The sequence below is a fragment of the Variovorax sp. GW821-FHT10D07 genome (assembly GCF_059415325.1).
In genome coordinates this window covers 1-14,799 of record NZ_JBWKMZ010000017.1, presented here as the reverse complement: position 1 = coordinate 14,799, position 14,799 = coordinate 1, and the positions used below count along the sequence as shown (strand labels likewise).

Genomic DNA, 14,799 nt, shown 5'->3' with positions numbered 1-14,799 from the left:
GGCCGGCCGTCATCCCGCCTTCATCTGGGTTCGTCACCATCGCCGCCACGAACCACGAGGAGTGATCCATGGGCCTGGCCATCTGCGTCGGCATGCTTGCCGAGCTGCTCGAAGACGACCCCGAGGGCGCCGAGGCGTTCGAGGAGGACCTGGCGGAAGTCAACCGCGTGCTGGCGGCCGCCGGCCTGCCGCCGCACACCGAGCCGCGCGAGGCGATCGAATTCGACTCGCGCGCTTCGATCGAGAGCTTCCCCTACTCCTTCATCCATTACCTGCGCCGCGCCTACGCGCACCGCGTGCTCGCGCCCGACTGGGTGGCCACGCCGCTGGCCGACGACGTCGATCCCACGGCCGACCCGAAGATCCAGACCCTGCTCGACAGCGAGGACAGCCACCTGCTGTGCCACTCGGATGCCGAGGGCTTCTACGTGCCGGTGGACTTCAAGGAAGTGCTGTTCGACGAGCGCGACGAGGACGATGAAGCCGAGGAAGAGGACGAGGAAGAGGACGACGAGGACGTCGACCTCTCGCGCGGCCCCGAGGAAGACGACATCGAGGACGAGGAAGAGGACGAGGAGGACGACGAAGCCCTGGGCCTGCCCGGCGGCATGCTCGGCTCCTCGTACCGCCTGCTCGAGGAACTGGTCTACGTGGCGCCCGCGCTGGGCATCCACCTGAACAACGGCAAGCTCGGCGACGAGGAGGCCGAGCGCATCGACGCCCTGATCGAGGACGACAACGGCCTCTACCGCGAGTACGCGGCCTGGCTGCTGCTGTACGAGGCTGCGCGACTGAGCATCGCGCATCGCACGGCGATCGTGTTCTGCTGAAGCACGCCGCGCTGGCTCGCCGGCGCGGCACGCGGTACAACGGTGGCCGGCATCCAGGAAGGACCTCTTCATGACCCGGCGACTGCTCGAAATCCGCACCTACCGCCTCAAGCCCGGCACCCTCGCGGCCTTCCACGAGGCCATGCACGCGCGCGCCGTGCCCATGCTGCGCGCCAGGGGCATGGACGTGGTGAGCTACGGCCGCGGCGACCACGAGGAAGAGAGCTACCACCTCGTGCGCGCCTATGCGAGCCGCGAGGCGCTCGAGGCCGAGCAGTCGGCCTTCTACGGCTCGACCGAATGGCGCGAGGGGCCGCGCGCCGCGCTGGTGGACCGCATCGAGACCTACCTCAACACGCTGCTCTGGGCCTCGGGCGAGGCGGTGGACAGCATGCGCGCGCTCAACGCGCCGGACTGAGTCCGGCCCGGCGCGCTTGTCATTCCCGGTCTTTCCCGATGGGCGCCGCGCGGCCGGCGGCCTACACTGACTCCAGCCGTTCCCATTCCCCCCAACCCCGTTGCTGCGATCCGCAGAAAGGCCGCTACCCATGACCACGATGGACACGATGGAAATCGCCAACACGCTCGTCGAGCTGTGCCGCCAGGGCGCCTACGAGGAGGCGCTGGCGCTCTATGCGAGCGACGCGGTGAGCGTCGAGGCCGGCGGCCCGCCCGACATGGCGCGCGAGGTGCGCGGCATCGAGGCGATCCGCGGCAAGGGCGAATGGTGGACCTCGAACCACGAGGTGCACGGCATGATCGTCGCGGGCCCGTGGCCGCACGACGACCGCTTCATCGTCGGCTTCAAGATCGACGCCACCTTCAAGACCAGCGGCGAGCGCTTCACCATGGAGGAGATGGCGCTCTACACGGTGGAAGACGGCAAGATCGTGCGCGAGGAATTCTTCTACGCAGCCTGAGCCCATGGCCCTCGAGTGGCGCCACGCGATCGACGCGGTCAACGCGGTCGACTGGGACGAGCTGTCGCGGCTCTACGAGATCGCGCCGCTGGGCCACAAGCCGCCCGAGAGCCTGAAGCAGGTGTACGCCGCCAGCCTCTTCAAGTGCCTGGTCTATGAGGACGGCCGGCTGGTCGGCGCGGGCCGCGCGCTGGCCGACGGCCTCGACTGCTCCTACATCTGCGACGTGGCGGTGCACCCCGAACGCCAGGGCACCGGCCTGGGCCGCGAGATCGTCGCCCAACTGGTCGAGCGCTCGCGCGGCCACAAGAAGATCATCCTGTACGCGGTGGCCGGCAAGGAGCCGTTCTATCGCAAGCTCGGTTTCCGCCGCATGAAGACCGCGATGGCGATCTTCCGCGACGAGCCGCTCGCCATCGCGCGCGGCCTGGTCGAAGAGGACTGAGGCCGTTCAGCGCACGGGCGCCGCGCACGAGGCGCCGATGGTGAGCGCCAGCGGCACGTGCACGCTGCGCCGCGCCTCGGGCGCGCGCCCTTCCACCCGCTCGAGCATCAGTTCGGCCGCGGCATGCGCGGCGCCCTCGATGTCGAAGCGCAAGGTGGTCAGCGGCGGGTCCATCAGCGCGAAGGCATCGTCGGTGCCGATGCCCACCACCGACAGCTGCGCCGGAATGCGCAGGCCGCGCTCGCGCGCGCTGCGCAGCGCGCCCGACAGCAGCCGCGTGCCGAGCGCGATCAGCGCGGTGGGCGGCGCCGCGAGCGCGAGCATCGCGTCCATCTGCGCGGCCGAGGACTCGATGGCCGAGCTCAGCATGCACACCAGCGCCTCGTCGTAGCCGAGGCCCGCGCGCCGCAGGCCGTCGCGGTAGCCGAGCAGCTTCTCGCGCCCCGGCCGGATCGCGGGATTGGGGCCGAACAGCGCGATGCGCCGGTGGCCCAGCGACACCAGGTAGTCGACCGCCGTCGCCACGCCCTGGCGGTGGTCCTGGCAGACCGCGTCGGCCTCGAAGCCGGTCTCGCGGTCGAGCACCACCAGCGGCAGCTTGCAGCGCGCGAAGGCGTCCTGCGCCGCGGGCAGGTCCTCGCGGCTCGGCGAGACGAACACGCCCTCGAGCCGGCGGTTCTCGAACAGGTGCAGCAGCTGCGCCTCGCGCTGCGGCTGGTCGAAGGTGCTGCCGACCAGCACCGAGAAGCCCTCGGACTGCAGCCGCGCCTCGACCGCCGCGAAGAAGGCCGAGAGGAAGGGATTGGCCATGTTCGAGACCATGAAGCCGATCGCCTTGCTGCGCCCGGTCTTCAGGTGCCGCGCGCTGAAGTTGGGCACGTAGCCGATGCCCTGCGCGGCCTTCTCGACGCGCTTGCGCACCTCGGCGCTGACGTAGCCGCTGTGGTTGAGCACGCGCGACACGGTGGCCACCGAGGTCTCGGCGGCGCGCGCCACGTCGCGCAGCGAGACCGCCTGGCTGGGCGTTCGGCTCATAGTTTTCCCTTATGCAAACGTTCCATGGATTGCGGCCTCCTGGGCGCTCACTTTAACCTTGGAATCGATATGGAAACGTTCTCAGAAACAAGGCGCGATTTCGCCGGCCGCACGGTGCTGGTGGTGGGTGGCGGCCAGGCCGCCGGCGGCGATCCTCAGCTCGTGGGCAACGGCCGCGCGATCTGCCTGCGGCTCGCGCAGCGCGGCGCGCGCGTGGTGTGCGCCGACCGCGACCTCGAGGCCGCGCGACACACGGTGGCCGCGCTCGAGGCGCAGGCGCCCGGCGCGCGACACCTGGCCCTGGCCGCCGACATCGGCGACCCGGCCCAGGTGCGCGCGCTGTTCGCCACACTGGCCGAAGGCGGCATCGTGCTCGACGCGCTGGTGCTCAACGCCGGCATCAGCGACCGCCGGCCGCTGGCCGAGGTCACGCCCGAGAGCTGGGACGCGATCCTCGGCGTGAACCTGCGCGGCCACCTGCTGTGCGCGCAGGCGGCGCTGCCCGCCATGCGCAGCGGCGGCGCGATCGTGTTCGTCTCCTCGCTGGCCGCGCTGATGCCCGCGGGCCGCAACCCGGCCTACGAGAGCTCGAAGGCCGCGCTCTCGGCGCTGTGCCGCGCGGTCGCGCTCGAGGGCCATGGGCGCGACATCCGCGCCAACATCGTGCGCGCGGGCCTGATCGACACGCCCATGGGCCGCGCCGCCAGCGCCGCGCGCCCGGGCCGCGCGAGCGGGCCGCTGCCCTTCGGCCGCCAGGGCAGCGCCTGGGACATCGCCAACGCCGCCTGCTTCCTGCTCTCGGACGAGGCCGCCTACGTCAATGCCGCCGAGCTGCCGGTGGACGGCGGCCTGCGCCACGGCATCGCGCGCGCACCCGGCGCGTCGGCCTGAGTCCTTCCCTTCTTTTTCTTCCCGCTTCCGGAGACAAGCCTTGAAACGACGTTCCCTCCTGGGCGCCGGCGCCCTCGCGCTGGCCGCCCTCGCCACCGGCGCCATGGCGCAGACACCCGCCTGGCCCGCCAAGCCGCTGCGCCTGGTCGTGCCCTTCCCGCCCGGCGGCGCGGCCGACCTGTTCGCGCGCCTCGTGGGCACCGAGCTCGCGCAGGCGCTGGGCCAGCCGGTGATCGTGGACAACCGTCCCGGCGCCGGCGGCAACATCGGCGCGCGCGAGGTCGCCAACGCGCCGGCCGACGGCTACACGCTGATGCTCGGCACCGTCGGCACGCACGCCATCAATCCCACGCTCTACGGCAACCTGCCCTACGACACGCGCAAGGCCTTCGTGCCGGTGGCGATGGTGGGCTCGGTGCCCAACGTGCTGGTGGTGAACCCGGCGCTGCCCGCCAAGACCGTGGCCGAGCTCACGGCGCTCGCGAAGCGCTCGCCGGGCAAGCTCACGATGGGTTCCTCGGGCAACGGCAGCAGCATCCACCTCTCGGGCGAGCTCTACAAGCACCTCGCGCACGTGAGCATCCTGCACGTGCCCTACCGCGGCGGCGCGGCCGCGCTGACCGACCTGATCGGCGGCCAGATCGACCTGATGTTCGACAACCTGCCGACCTCGCTGCCGCACATCGCCAAGGGCTCGCTGCGCGCGCTGGCCGTGACCGGCGCGCAGCGCTCGCCGCTGCTGCCCGAGGTGCCGACCATGGCCGAGGCCGGCCTCGCGGGCTACGAGTCCACCGCCTGGTCGGGCCTGTTCGTTCCGGCCGGCGTGCCCGCGCCGGTGGTGGCGCGGCTGCACGACGAGGTCGACAAGGCGCTGCGCAGCGAGCGCGTGAAGGCGCGCTACCGCGACCTCGGCGCCGACATCCTGCCGATGCCGCAGCCGGCCTTCGACCAGTTCGTGCGCAAGGAGTACGACAAGTGGGCCGAGATCGTGCGCGTCTCGGGCGCGAAGGCGGAGTGAGCGGATGCGGCCGATCGATTTCCTGCTGCGCGCCGCGCGCCGCCATCCCGACAAGATCGCGCTCTCGGGCCCCGAGGGCGCGCTGAGTTACGCCGAACTGCTGGCCCACACCGAGGCGCTGGCCACCGCGTTCCAGGCACTGGTGCCCGATCCGCGCGGGCGCATCGCGATCTGCGCGGGCAACCACCTCGCGCACGTGGTGTCGCTGTTCGCGACCCTGCTCGCGGGCCGCATCTGGGTGCCGCTCAATCCGCGCGCCGGCGCCGACGAGCTGTGCCGCATCGTCGACTTCACCGAGGCCGCGCTGGTGATCGCCGAGCACGAACAGGCGCCCAAGCTCGAGGCCACCGGCGCGCCGCGCATCGTCTACCGGCCGGGCGCGCTCGGCACGGCGCCCACCGCTTGCGAACTCTCGGCGCTGCTGGCCGCGCACGCGGGCAGCCGGCCCGCGCCGGTGCGCCACGACCTGGCCGAGATCCAGGCGATCAAGTTCACCGGCGGCACCACCGGCGCGCCCAAGGGCGTGATGCAGAGCTACCGCGCGTGGAACACCACCATCGTCTCGATCATGCAGGCGATGCGGCTCGACGCCGACGAACGCTACCTCGCGGTGGCCTCGATCACGCACGGCACCTCGACCTTCCTGCTGCCGGTGCTCGGCAGCGGCGGCACGGTGCTGCTGCCGCGCTCGACGAAGCCGCGCGAGGTGCTCGACCAGCTCGAGCACGACCGCGTGACCGCGGTCTTCATGCCGCCAACGCTGATCTACAGCCTGCTCGAGGACCCGACCGCGCGCGGGCGCGACTGGAGCGCGCTGCGCCACTTCGTCTATGCGGCGGCGCCGATGCGCAGCGCGAAGATCGTGGAGGCGCAGCAGGTGTTCGGCCACGTCGAGACCGGCTACGGCCAGACCGAGGCGCCGGCCATCATCTCCTACATGCCGGTGGAGGACGCGCTCGATCCGCGCAACCTCGAGTCGGTGGGCCGCGCCGCGCTGATGACCGAGGTCGCGATCATGGACCCGGCCGGCGCGCTGCTGCCGCCGGGCCAGGGCGGCGAGGTGGTGGTGCGCGGCGACCTCGTGATGTCGGGCTACTGGAAGCAGCCCGAGAAGACCGCCGAGGCCTTCCACGACGGCTGGCTGCGCACCGGCGACGGCGGCTATCTCGACGAGCGCGGCTTCCTGTTCCTCAAGGACCGCATCCGCGACCTGATCATCACCGGCGGCTTCAACGTCTACCCGACCGACGTGGAGAACGTGCTGGGGCGGCATCCCGCCGTCTACGACTGCGTGGTGATCGGCATCGACGACGACAAGTGGGGCGAGGCCGTGCATGCCGCGGTGCAGCTGCGCGAGGGCGCGGCCTGCGAGGCCGCCGAGCTCGTCGCCTGGGTGCGCGAGCGGCTCGATCCCGTCAAGACGCCGAAGGCGGTGCACTTCTTCGACGCACTGCCGCGCACCGCGAACGGCAAGGCCTCGAAGAAGGACGCACGCATCGAAGTGCTGCGGCGCATGGGCGCCGGCAGCGAGACCTCCACACCGCATCACGCCACGCCATGAATCCGACCCCGCCATCCGACCGCCACGCCCTCGTCACCGGGGGCTCCTCGGGCATCGGCCTCGCGATCTGCCGCCGCCTCATCGAGAGCGGCTGGCAGGTCACCAGCCTCGACCTCCAGCCGCCGCCCGACGCGCGCAGCGGCGCGCACCTGCGCGTGGACATGGGCGACCGCGAGGCGCTCGCCGCCGCGCTCGCCGAAGCCTGCGGCCGCCACCGCTTCACCGGCCTGGTGAACAACGTGGCCGCGATCCGCCCGGCGCCGCTCGAGAACACCTCGCTCGACGACTTCGACCTGCAGATCGGCGTGACCGCGCGCGCCGCGCTGCAGTGCGTGCAGGCCGTGCTGCCCGCGATGCGCGCGGCCGGCGGCGGACGCATCGTCAACATCACGAGCCGCGCCGCGCTCGGCAAGGAACTGCGCAGCGGCTACTCGGCCGCCAAGGGCGCGCTCAACGCGCTCACGCGCACCTGGGCGCTCGAGCTCGCGGCGCAGGGCATCACGGTCAACGCGGTGGCGCCGGGCCCGATCGCCACCGAGGCCTTCAAGGCCGCGAACCCGGCCGACAGCCCGCGCACGCGGCGCATCGCCGAGGGCATCCCGGTGCAGCGCTTCGGCGAGCCCGCCGAGGTGGCGCACGCGGTCGACGCCTTCATGCACCCGATGGCCTCGTTCATGACGGGCCAGGTGCTCTACGTCTGCGGCGGCATCACCGTGGGCCTGGCGGGCTGAGGGGCAAGCGATGACGATCAGGACCGAGATCGGCTACACCACCCCCGACGCGATCCATGTGCGCGGCCTGAACCTCGCCACCGAGATCATCGGCAAGCTCGACTTCGTCGAGATGCTGTGGCTGCTCGCGATGGCGCGGCTGCCCGAGCCGCGCGAGAAGGCCATGGTCAACATGCTGCTGGTGACCGCGGCCGACCACGGCCTCACGCCGAGCGCGATCGCCACGCGCATGACCTGGCTCGGCGCGCCCGAATCGCTGCAGAGCGCGGTGGCCGCGGGCCTGCTGGGCGCGGGCTCGAACTTCCTCGGCACGGTGCAGAACGTCAGCGAGATGCTGCTCGCGGCCGCCGCGGATCTCACCGACGACGCGAGCGATGCCGAGCTGCGCGAGCGCGCGGCCGCGCTGGTGCGCGAGCGCCGGCAAGCGAAGCGCAGCATCCCGGGCATAGGGCATCCGATCCACGTCGACGGCGATCCGCGCGTGCCCACGCTCATGGCCGTGTCGAAGGCCAACGGCTACTTCGGGCGCCACTGGCGGCTCTCGCTCGCGCTGGTCGAGGTGCTGCGCGAGGACCATGGCCGCCACCTGCCGCTCAACGCGGCCGGCGCCAACGGCGCGGTGCTCGCCGACATGGGCCTCGACCCGCTGCTGGGCCGCGGCCTGGCGCTGGTCGGGCGTGCCGCCGGGCTGGTCGCGCATGTCTGCGAGGAATCGCGCGCGCCGACCGGGCAGCAGCTCTGGGACCTGGTGCTGCGGCAGGACCCGCGCAACGTGCTGCCCGCCGACAAGCGCTGACAAGCGCCGAGCCACGGGCCGTCGTTACGCGCGTTACGGCGGTGACGCGGCGGGCGCCGCCGCGCGTTGCCGCGGCGCCCGCGCGCTTCGAAGATGCGCGCCATGCGACATCTTCCCGCCACCCTCCTCGCGCTGTCTGCGCTGCTGCTGCCCCTGACCAGCCATGCCGAACCCGCCGGCTTCGACAGTCCTCCCGCATCGCTCGCCGCACAAGTCCTCGGCGACCGTCCCGGCACCATCGTCGCGGGCACCTGGCGCGGCGGCGCGGCGCGCTACGCGATCCAGCGCAATACGCTCAGGCACGTCGGCAAGGCGAAGGCGATGGCGCCCGGCGAGGCGCAACCGGTGTTCGAGATCGGCTCGATCAGCAAGGTCTTCACCGGCCTGCTGCTCGCGCAGGCGGTGGAGCGCGGCGACTTCTCGCTCGACGACACGCTGGGCCGGTTGCTCGCCGACAAGGCCACGCTGCCGCCGCCCGTGGCCGCGATCACGCTGCGCCAGCTCATCACCCACACGGCCTGCCTGCCGAACCTGCCCGCGCTGCCGGCGCGCCCGCCCGGGCCCGATTCCAATCCCTTCGCGAAGCCCACGCGTGCGCACCTGATGGTGGCGCTCTCCTCGCTCGAGCTCACGCAGGCGCCGCCCTGCGCGCCGCGCTACGGCAGCCTGGGCATCGCGCTGGTCGGGCAGCTGCTGTCGGACCGCTATGGCCAGCCCTGGGACCAGCTGGTGCGCGAGCGCATCGCCGTGCCGCTGGGCATGAAGGACACGGTGCAGCACCTCGATGCGGCGCGCGCCAAGCGGCTGCCCCAGGGCTACGCCGGCAACGCGGCGCGTGCGCCCTGGGATTTCGGCGCGCTGGCCGCGGCCGGCGCATTGCGCAGCACCGCGCCCGACCTGCTCTTGTTCGCACGCGCCTTGATGGCCGGCCGCGCAGGACCGCTGGGCGCCGCGGCCGAGCGACTGCGCGAGCCGCTGTCGGCGCAGGGCGAGTACGACGTCGGCTATGCGCTGCGCATGCGCGATCCGGCCGCGGGCGGCGCGCAACGGCGCATCTATTTCCACACCGGCCAGACCGGCGGCTACCGCGCGCTGCTCGCGTTCTCGCCGGCCACGAACGAGGCGCTGGTGCTGCTCGCGAGCAACGACGCGGCCGCGGTGGTGCCGGTGCTGGACGCGCTCACCCTCCCCCTCGCCGCGAAGTAGCCATGCGGGCCGTCCCGGGGTGGCCGCCGCGCGATTGCCGGCACAATCCCCGCGGACACACCTGCATGAACACACGATTCGTCGAAGCCTTTCTCTGGGCCGCGCGGCTGGGCAGCTTCCGGGCCGCGAGCGACCGGCTGCACATCACGCAGGCGGCCGTGTCGAACCGCGTCGCCTCGCTGGAAGAAGACATCGGCGCGCGCCTGTTCGAACGCGACGCGCGCGAGCTGCGGCTCACGCCCGTCGGCGTGCGCCTGATGGACTACGGCGAGCGGCTGCTCGAGTTGCGCCGCGAGATCGTCTCGCTGGGCCGCCCGCGCGAGGACCTGCTGGGCCTGGTGCGCATCGGCGCGATCGAGACCGTGGTCCACACCTGGCTGCTGGGCTTCCTCACCAACCTGCGCTCCACCTACCCGGGCATCGAGGTGCAGCTCACCTCCGAGACCACGCTCGCGCTGCACCGCGGCCTGCGCGAGGGCGCGCTCGACATCGCGCTGCAGACCGACCACATCGCGGGCGCGGGCATCGTGAGCACGCCCTGCCTGCCGATGCCCATGGGCTGGGTCGGGCAGATGAGCGCCGAAGGCACGCAGACGGTGGAACAGTTGCTGCGTCAGCCGGTGCTGACCATGAGCCCGGGCTCGCAGCCGCACGAGGCGCTCAAGAACCTCTACCGCGCGGTGGGCATCCCGCTGGGCAAGGTGCATTGCGTGAGCTCGATCTCGGCGCTCGCGCGGCTGGTGAAGGCCGGCTTCGGCAATGCGCTGGTGCCGCTGCCGCCGGTCTACGAATACGTGGCGGCCGGCGACGTGCGCATCATCGAATGCGATGCGCTGATCTCGCCGCAACGGCTGGTGGTGAGCCATCTGGAGGCCGCCGACTCCGATGCCATCCGGCTCGTGGCCGAGCTGGCCTGCCGGGCCTCCGACCAGTTCACGGCCGCGGCGGTCGCACCAATCTGGAGCGGAGCCATAGAGGGTTAACCCTCGAAACAGCGCATTTGCGCCCCATCGAGGGGCCAGTAATTCTTGTGGCTGTCGCCCAGAAAAACTCGTTTGTGACAGCCTGACCCCGCGGCGGAAGATCGCGCCTTCTTTTTTCGAAGGCCCGCTCCCGCTTCCGCCGCCATGACTTCCACCGCTTCCGTCACCGAACCTTCCGCCGCCGAGAACGGCCTGCTCTTCGTCGCCTGCGACGTCGATCCCGCGGCCGACGAGGCCGACTTCAACCGCTGGTACGACCGCGAGCACGTCGAGGAACGCGTGCGCATCCCGGGCTTCCTTTCCGGCGCGCGCTATGTCTCGCTCGAAGGCGGCCGCCGCTACCTCGGCCTCTACCGCACCGCCTCGCTCGAGGTGTTCCGCTCGGCCGGCTACCGCGCCGCCTTCGAGCGCCAGACGCCGTGGTCGATCGCCAACCTCGACCGCATGCGCGATCCGATCCGCCGCGTCTGCGCGGTGCGCGCCGTCACCGGCTTCGGCAGCGGCAGCCACATCGCGGTGCTGCCGCTGGCCGTGGCCAGCGATGCCGCGGCGCTCGCCGAACGCGCCGCCGAGGCCGGCCGCCGCCTCGCCGAGCAGCCGGGCTTCGTCCAGTCCTTCCTGCTGCAGCCCGACGTCGCGCTGAGCACGCCGCTGCCGCGCGAAAGCAGCGAAGGCCGCGTGCTGCAGTCGATGCTGGTGGTCGAGACCAGCGGCGCCGACGCGGCCCGCGCCGCGCGCGCCACGGCCGCCGCCGCGCTCGATGCCGATCCCGCGAGCGGCTGGCTGCTCGCGCTCGGCTGGAAGCTGCACGCCGGCGAGCTGGCCTGACCGACCGCCTCCTTCACCTTCTTCCTCATTCCAGGATCCTCATGACCGAACACGCTCTCCCGGCCGCGTCCGCCGCGCACGGCGCCAAGCCCGCCAAGATGGGCCGCCTCGCGATGGCCAGCTCCATCGGCACCACGCTCGAGTGGTACGACTTCACCGTCTACAACATCATGGCGGCGCTGGTCTTCAACGCGATCTTCTTCCCCTCCTTCGATCCGCTGACCGGCACCATCCTCGCCTTCTCGACCTACGCGGTCGGCTACATCTCGCGCCCGCTCGGCGGCGTCGTCTTCGGCCACCTCGGCGACCGGCTCGGCCGGCGCTTCGTGCTGGTCGCCACGCTGGTGATCATGGGCGTGTCGACCGGCCTCATGGGCCTGCTGCCCACCTACGCGAGCTGGGGCATCTGGGCACCGGTGGCGCTGGTCGCGCTGCGCTTCGTGCAGGGCGTGGCGCTCGGCGGCGAATGGGCCGGCGCGGTGCTGCTGTCGATGGAGCACGGCAAGCCGAACGAGCGCGGCCGCAACGCCTCGTTCACGCAGGTCGGCCCCTCGGCCGGCACGCTGATCGGCACCGGCTTCATCGCCGCCGTGTCGGCCTGGCTCAGCCCCGAGGACTTCCAGTCCTGGGGCTGGCGCATCCCCTTCGTCTCGAGCGTGGCGCTGGTGCTGTTCGGCCTGTGGCTGCGCCGCGGCGTCGAGGAAACGCCGGTGTTCCGCGAGATGGAGCAGAAGCAGGAGACCGCCAAGACCCCGATCAAGGAAGTGCTGGGCCAGCACTGGCGCCGCCTGCTGGTGGCCGGCGGCTCGCGCATCGGCTCCGACGTGCTCTATGCGCTGGTGGTGGTGTTCACCCTCACCTACGTGACCACCGTGCTGCACCTGTCGCGCCCGCTGGCGCTGACCGCGACCATGATCGGCGCGGCCTGCAACGCGATCTCGGTGCCCTGGTTCGGCAGCCTGTCGGACCGAATCGGCCGCCGTCCGGTTTACATCATCGGCGCGCTCTGCGGCATCGTCTGGGCCTTCGTGTTCTTCGTGCTGATGGACAGCGCCAAGCCGCTCGCGATCTGCGCCGCCGTGGTGGTCGGCCTCGTGATCCACGCCATGATGTACGGCCCGCAGGCCGCCTTCGTGACCGAGCAGTTCCCGAACCGCGTGCGCTATGCCGGCTCCTCGCTGGCCTACACGCTGGCCGGCATCCTCGGCGGCGGCTTCGCGCCGCTGATCATCGCCAGCCTGTTCAAGTCCTACGGCAGCACGCTCGCGGTCTCGCTCTACGTGACCGGCGCGCTGTGCCTCACGCTGGTCGCGCTGCTGGTGGCGCGCGAGACCGCGCACGAACCGCTGGAGGCCTGAAGCGATGACGCGCAACACCCTGCACATCGCCTGCGAAAGCATCGCCGAGGACGGCACCCGCAGCAGCGCGCTGCATGCCGTCGCGCCCAACGCGCTGGTGGTGGCCGGCTGGACCGGCCGCGACAGCGCCGCCATCGAGCACCACATCGAGGAGCTCGCCGCGCTCGGCGTGCCGCGCCCCTCGAGCGTGCCGCTGTACTACCGCATGGCCTCGCTGCTGCTCACGCAGTCCGCCGAGATCGAGGCGCTGGGCGACCAGAGCTCGGGCGAGGCCGAACCGCTGCTGTTCTTCTCGCGGGGCGAGTGGTGGCTCGGCGTGGCCTCGGACCACACCGACCGCCAGGTCGAGAGCTATTCGGTCGCCGTCTCCAAGCAGATGTGCGCCAAGCCGCTGGCCGCCTCGGCCTGGCGCTGGCGTGACGTGGAGGCGCACCAGGACGCCATCGAGCTGCGCTCGCGCATCTTCGAGGACGGCCGCTGGGTCGACTACCAGCGCGGCACCCTGGCCGCGATCCGCCCGCTGGCCGCGCTGCGCGACGGCCTGCCGGGTCTTGGCAAGGATCCCGAGGGACTTTTCATGACCTGCGGCACACTGGCGGCGCTGCCCAACGCGCGCGGCGAGGCCATCCGCCCCGCCGCGCAGATGGAAATCGAGTTGCATGACGCGCGCCTGCAGCGGCGCATCGTCCACCGCTATGCGGTGCGCGTCCTGCCCGTGATCGCCTGAACGCCCTTCTCCTCCTTCATGACACAGAACGACTCCACCATCGGCGCGCTGCGCGCGCGCATCGCCCGCGGCGAACTCACGCACGAGGCGCTGATCGAGCAGGTGCTAGCCGCCGCCGCGCAGCCCGCGGCCGCGAACGTCTTCACCCGCCTCTACGCCGACGCCGCCCTGGCCGCCGCGCGCCATGCCGATGCCGCGCGCAAGGCCGGCGTGCAGACCGCGCCGCTCGCCGGCCTGCCGGTCTCGATCAAGGACCTCTACGACGTGGCCGGCGAGACCACCCTGGCCGGCTCCATCGCCTGCCAGGGCGAGCCTCCGGCCGCGCGCGACGCGGCCATGGTGACGCGGCTGCGCACGCAGGGTGCCGCCATCGTGGGCCGCACCAACATGACCGAGTTCGCGTTCTCGGGCGTGGGCATCAACCCGCACTACGGCACGCCGCGCAACCCGGCCGACGCCGAGGTCGCGCGCATTCCCGGCGGCTCCTCGTCGGGTGCCGCTGTGTCGGTGGCGCTGGGCCTCGCGGTCGCGGGCTTGGGCTCGGACACCGGCGGCTCGATCCGCATTCCGGCCGCGCTGTGCGGCATCGTCGGCTTCAAGAGCACGCAGTCGCGCGTGCCGCGCACCGGCGCCTTCGAACTCGCGCGTTCGCTCGACACGGTGTGCGCGATGGCGCGCAGCGTCGAGGACTGCTTGGTCGCCGACGCCGCGATCGCCGATGCGCCGCTCGTGGTGCGGCGACGGCCGGCACAGGGGTTGCGGCTCGCGGTGCCGAAGACCTTGATGTTCGATGCGATCGAGCCTGGTGTGGCGCGGGCTTTCGAGCGGGCGGTGCAGGCGCTGTCCAAAGCCGGAGCGCAGATCGTGGAGATTGCGTTGAGTGAGCTGGCGGAGATCGGGACGGTCAATGCGCCGGGGGGGTTGTCGCCTATCGAGGCTTCGGCTGTGCATCGGGAACGGTTTGCTTCTAAGCGCGAGGCGTTTGATTCTCGGGTTGCGGCTCGGATTGCCCTGGGGACCGAGGTGCGGGCTGCCGATTACATCGCGTTGCTGGATCGGAGGCGGGAGTGGATCTCTCGGGTCGAAGGGCGTCTTGAAGGCTTCGATGCGCTGCTGTGTCCTACGGTGCCTATCGTGGCGCCTGCCATCGATTCGCTGGCTGAGGATTCGGCGTTCTTCCAGGCGAACGGGTTGCTGTTGCGGAATACGTTTGCGATCAATTTGATGGATGGGTGTTCGTTCAGCTTGCCTTGTCATTCGGCTGGGGAGTTGCCTGTTGGGTTGATGCTCTCTTCTGTTCGGGGGGATGACTCGCGGTTGGCTGGGGTTGCTTTGGCTGTCGAGGACGTGCTTCGGGTGGGGTGAGGTTTTTCTTGGGGCTTTCTCTTTGCTTAGGCCGTAGGCCGGGTCCCGCCCCGGCGGGCGGCTCACTTTCTTTGTCTCGCCAAAGAAAGTAAGCAAAGAAAGGCG

General features: G+C 71.5%; 16 protein-coding genes. 15 read left to right on the top strand and 1 reads right to left on the bottom strand.

From position 1 onward, the window contains the following. The first annotated feature begins 68 nt into the window (after positions 1–68). The 4 genes from AC07PU_RS35525 to AC07PU_RS35510 all read left to right on the top strand — a co-directional run bounded on the left by AC07PU_RS35525 (position 69) and on the right by AC07PU_RS35510 (position 2,195). Positions 69–830 carry a putative DNA-mimic protein gene (locus AC07PU_RS35525; RefSeq protein WP_057596396.1) on the top strand — a complete coding sequence of 254 codons (762 nt, stop codon included), beginning with the start codon at positions 69–71 and terminating at the stop codon, positions 828–830. A 70-nt stretch (positions 831–900) separates the two neighbouring features. Further along, positions 901–1,248 (top strand): NIPSNAP family protein, encoded by a 348-nt coding sequence (locus AC07PU_RS35520; RefSeq protein ID WP_495322830.1) that lies wholly within the window; start codon positions 901–903, stop codon positions 1,246–1,248. Between the two features lie 139 nt (positions 1,249–1,387). Continuing rightward, positions 1,388–1,750 (top strand): nuclear transport factor 2 family protein, encoded by a 363-nt coding sequence (locus tag AC07PU_RS35515; RefSeq protein ID WP_057596403.1) that lies wholly within the window; start codon positions 1,388–1,390, stop codon positions 1,748–1,750. Positions 1,751–1,754: 4 nt separating this feature from the next. Beyond that, positions 1,755–2,195, top strand: coding sequence for a GNAT family N-acetyltransferase (locus AC07PU_RS35510; RefSeq protein WP_495322829.1), 441 nt, complete (start codon positions 1,755–1,757; stop codon positions 2,193–2,195). Positions 2,196–2,201: 6 nt separating this feature from the next. On the opposite strand, the gene AC07PU_RS35505 is transcribed toward AC07PU_RS35510, so the two are convergent. Beyond that, positions 2,202–3,230, bottom strand: coding sequence for a LacI family DNA-binding transcriptional regulator (locus AC07PU_RS35505; protein ID WP_495322828.1), 1,029 nt, complete (start codon positions 3,228–3,230; stop codon positions 2,202–2,204). Between the two features lie 69 nt (positions 3,231–3,299). On the opposite strand from AC07PU_RS35505, the gene AC07PU_RS35500 reads away from it, so the two are divergent. The 11 genes from AC07PU_RS35500 to AC07PU_RS35450 all read left to right on the top strand — a co-directional run bounded on the left by AC07PU_RS35500 (position 3,300) and on the right by AC07PU_RS35450 (position 14,694). Next, complete coding sequence (locus tag AC07PU_RS35500) at positions 3,300–4,121, top strand: SDR family NAD(P)-dependent oxidoreductase (RefSeq protein WP_495322827.1); 822 nt, start codon at positions 3,300–3,302, stop codon at positions 4,119–4,121. Positions 4,122–4,161: 40 nt separating this feature from the next. After that, positions 4,162–5,139 (top strand): tripartite tricarboxylate transporter substrate binding protein, encoded by a 978-nt coding sequence (locus tag AC07PU_RS35495; protein WP_256222758.1) that lies wholly within the window; start codon positions 4,162–4,164, stop codon positions 5,137–5,139. A gap of 4 nt (positions 5,140–5,143) precedes the next feature. Further along, positions 5,144–6,700: a class I adenylate-forming enzyme family protein gene (locus tag AC07PU_RS35490; RefSeq protein ID WP_495322826.1), complete on the top strand. Its 1,557-nt coding sequence runs from the start codon at positions 5,144–5,146 to the stop codon at positions 6,698–6,700. Beyond that, on the top strand, positions 6,697–7,431 hold the full coding sequence (locus tag AC07PU_RS35485) for an SDR family oxidoreductase (RefSeq protein WP_495322825.1): 735 nt from the start codon (positions 6,697–6,699) through the stop codon (positions 7,429–7,431). Before AC07PU_RS35490 ends, AC07PU_RS35485 begins: the two co-directional genes overlap by 4 nt. 10 nt (positions 7,432–7,441) lie before the next feature. Further along, positions 7,442–8,227, top strand: a complete 786-nt coding sequence (locus tag AC07PU_RS35480) for a citryl-CoA lyase (RefSeq protein ID WP_495322824.1) — start codon at positions 7,442–7,444, stop codon at positions 8,225–8,227. 102 nt (positions 8,228–8,329) lie between these two features. Continuing rightward, positions 8,330–9,433, top strand: a complete 1,104-nt coding sequence (locus AC07PU_RS35475) for a serine hydrolase domain-containing protein (protein WP_495322823.1) — start codon at positions 8,330–8,332, stop codon at positions 9,431–9,433. Positions 9,434–9,498: 65 nt separating this feature from the next. Next, entirely contained in the window at positions 9,499–10,416 is a 918-nt protein-coding gene (locus tag AC07PU_RS35470; RefSeq protein ID WP_208512148.1) for a LysR family transcriptional regulator, read from the top strand. Between the two features lie 144 nt (positions 10,417–10,560). Beyond that, a complete protein-coding gene (locus AC07PU_RS35465; protein ID WP_495322822.1) occupies positions 10,561–11,244 on the top strand; it encodes a hypothetical protein in 684 nt (227 codons plus the stop codon). A 41-nt stretch (positions 11,245–11,285) separates the two neighbouring features. Beyond that, positions 11,286–12,602 (top strand): MFS transporter, encoded by a 1,317-nt coding sequence (locus AC07PU_RS35460; RefSeq protein ID WP_093348525.1) that lies wholly within the window; start codon positions 11,286–11,288, stop codon positions 12,600–12,602. A gap of 4 nt (positions 12,603–12,606) precedes the next feature. Then, complete coding sequence (locus AC07PU_RS35455; protein ID WP_495322821.1) at positions 12,607–13,329, top strand: DUF2848 domain-containing protein; 723 nt, start codon at positions 12,607–12,609, stop codon at positions 13,327–13,329. A gap of 18 nt (positions 13,330–13,347) precedes the next feature. Next, positions 13,348–14,694 carry an amidase gene (locus tag AC07PU_RS35450; protein WP_495322820.1) on the top strand — a complete coding sequence of 449 codons (1,347 nt, stop codon included), beginning with the start codon at positions 13,348–13,350 and terminating at the stop codon, positions 14,692–14,694. The last annotated feature ends 105 nt before the right edge of the window (positions 14,695–14,799 follow it).